General features: G+C 72.4%; 1 protein-coding gene. It reads left to right on the top strand.

Annotation, left to right across the window (positions count from 1 at the left end; all coding sequences use genetic code 11):
- On the top strand, positions 1-2,882 hold a 2,882-nt coding region (locus tag PJ985_RS23040; protein WP_271685826.1), incomplete at both ends, for an SDR family NAD(P)-dependent oxidoreductase.

Genomic DNA, 2,882 nt, shown 5'->3' with positions numbered 1-2,882 from the left:
CGGCCTCGGGTGACCCGGCCACCCCGGAGTACTGGGTCCGGCAGGTCCGTGAACCCGTCCGCTTCGCCGACGCCCTCACCACAGCCGACGTCGCCACCGCCCTCGAGATCGGCCCGACCGCGGTGCTCAGTGCCTTTGCGGCTGAGGTCAACGATGTGCGGGCGGTGCCCGCCCTTCGCACCGGGCATGACGACCTCGAAAGCGTGTTGTCCGGCATCTCCCACCTGCACACCCGCGGCGTCCCCGCGGACCTCGCGGGCCTCGCCGCAGGCGGACGCCACGTCGACCTGCCCGCCTACGCCTTCCAGCACGAGCGGTACTGGCTCGACACCAGCCCGGCCACGGCGGTCACCGATCCGGCCGAGGAACAGTTCTGGGCAGCTGTCGACGCCGCCGACCACGGCGCCGTCGCCACCGCTCTGAACCTGAGCGACAGCGCCGGCCTCGACACGGTGCTCCCTGCCCTGACAGCCTGGCGCCGCGAACGCCGCCGGCGCTCCCTCGTGGACTCCTGGCGGTACCGGATCGCCTGGACTCCGCTGAGCACCCTGCCAGAGGCCGTACTCACCGGCACCTGGTTGCTCCTTGGCCCGTCCCGGCCCGACGTCGCCGCCGCTGTGCGCGATGCGGGCGCCGACGTGGTGGAGCTCGACGCCGCCGACATGCGGCCCGAGATCCTCCGTGACCATGCCCCAGCCGGGGTCTTGGTGCTGCTGCCCGAAGTCACCGGGCTCGTTGCCCTCCTGCACGCGCTCGACACCGCCGGGATCACCGCGCCCCGCTGGGTCGTCACCCGGGGCGCGGTCTCCACCGGACGCGCCGACCGACTCACCGACCCGGAGGCGGCCCAGGTCTGGGGTCTGGGCCGGGTCGCCGCCCTGGAGCACCCCGAGCGCTGGGGCGGTCTCATCGACCTGCCCGGGACGCTCACCCAACGCACGGGAATGCGACTTGCCGCCGTTCTGGCTGGTGCCGGGGCGGAGGACCAGCTCGCGATCCGGGATGCCGGAGTCTTCGCACGTCGGCTCCGTCACGCCGTCCCCGAGCCGGCCACCGCGCCGTGGTGCCCACAGGGCACCGTGCTGATCACCGGTGGAACCGGAGCGCTCGGCTCCCACCTCGCCCGCACACTTGCCGGACGCGGTGTGCCGAACCTGATACTGACCAGCCGCCGGGGACCCGACGCGCCCGGCGCCGCCGAACTGCTGGCGGAGCTGACTTCCTCCGGTGGCAGCGCCTCCATCGTGGCCTGCGATGTCGCCGACCGCGATGCCCTCGCCGCCCTGCTTGCCGAGATCCCCGCCGAGCACCCGCTCACCGCCGTGGTGCACGCCGCAGGCGTCACTGACGACGTGGACCTCAGCGACCTGAGCCCCGAGCGGCTGGCCACCGTTCTGCGGGCCAAGGCCGACGCAGCCCGTGCCCTCGACGAGCTCACCGACGGGCTCAGCGCCTTCGTCACCTACTCCTCGATCGCCGGTGTCTGGGGCAGCGGCGGCCAGGCGAGCTACGCCGCAGCCAACGCCTACCTCGACGCACTTGCCGAACACCGCCGTGCCCGAGGCATGGCCGCCACTTCTGTGGCCTGGGGGCCCTGGGCGAAGGCGGGCATGGCCGCGAGCGACGAGGCCGCCGACCACCTGCGCCGCCGCGGGCTGCGCGCGCTCGATCCCGCGCTCGCCGTCGTCGCGCTCGACCAGGCCGTCGCAGCCGACAGCCCGTGTCTGACCATTGCCGATGTCGACTGGGAGCGGTTCGCCGCCACCTTCACGGCGACCCGGCCCAGTCCGCTGCTGGCCGAGCTGCCCGAGGTGCGGGACCGGGCGCGGACCACGCCCACCTCCGGGTCCGGACTGCGCGAGCAGCTCGCGGAGTTGCATGCCGCTGAACGTGACCGCGTACTGCTCGACCTGGTGGTCGCCGCCGTCGCCGCAGTCCTCGGCCACCGCGACCGGGCCGCCGTGGATCCCGGCACCGCATTCACCGACCTCGGCCTCGACTCGCTGACCGCGGTCGAACTGCGCAACCGTCTCACCGGGGCCACTGGCCTTCCGTTGCCGACGACTCTGGTGTTCGACCATCCCACCGCCACCGCGCTGGCCGCCTTCCTCCGCACAGAGCTTCTCGGCGACCTCACAACGGAACCGGCCCCATCCCTCTCCGCGACCATGGCCACCGACGAGCCCGTCGCCATCGTGGGCATGAGCACCAGGCTGCCCGGCGGAGTCCGCTCGCCCGAGGACCTGTGGCGACTCGTCTCCGAAGGAGTGGACGGCATCTCGGCGTTCCCCACCGACCGGGGCTGGGACATCGAGGGAGCCGACTACACGACCGAGGGCGGATTTCTGCCCGATGCCGCTGAATTCGATGCAGAACTCTTCGGCATCTCGCCGCGCGAGGCACTGGCGATGGACCCCCAGCAGCGGCTGCTGCTCGAATCTGTCTGGGAGCTCCTCGAGCGTGCGGGCATCGACCCGACCTCCCTCCGGGGCAGTAGCGCGGGGGTCTTCGTCGGCGCGTCGAACACCGGGTACGGCCTTGGCACGGCACAGCCCGAGGAGGTCACCGGCCACCTGCTGACCGGCACCTCCAACAGCGTCATCTCCGGGCGGGTCGCTTACACCTTCGGGTTGGAAGGTCCGGCGCTCACTGTCGACACAGCCTGCTCGTCGTCGTTGGTCGCCCTGCACCTGGCCGCTCAGGCACTGCGCACCGGCGAATGTGACATGGCGATCGCGGGAGGCGTCGCCGTGATGCCGACCCAGGCAGGGTTCACCGAGTTCGCCAGGCAGGACGGCCTCGCGGGTGACGGCCGATGCAAGTCGTTCTCGGCCTCCGCCGATGGCACCGGCTGGTCCGAGGGTGTCGCGGTGCTGCTGGTC

The sequence above is a fragment of the Streptomyces sp. ACA25 genome (genome assembly GCF_028200735.1).
Lineage (GTDB): Bacteria > Actinomycetota > Actinomycetes > Streptomycetales > Streptomycetaceae > Streptomyces.
Note: the sequence above shows the minus strand (reverse complement) of the source record. Positions and strands in the feature narration are given on the sequence as shown.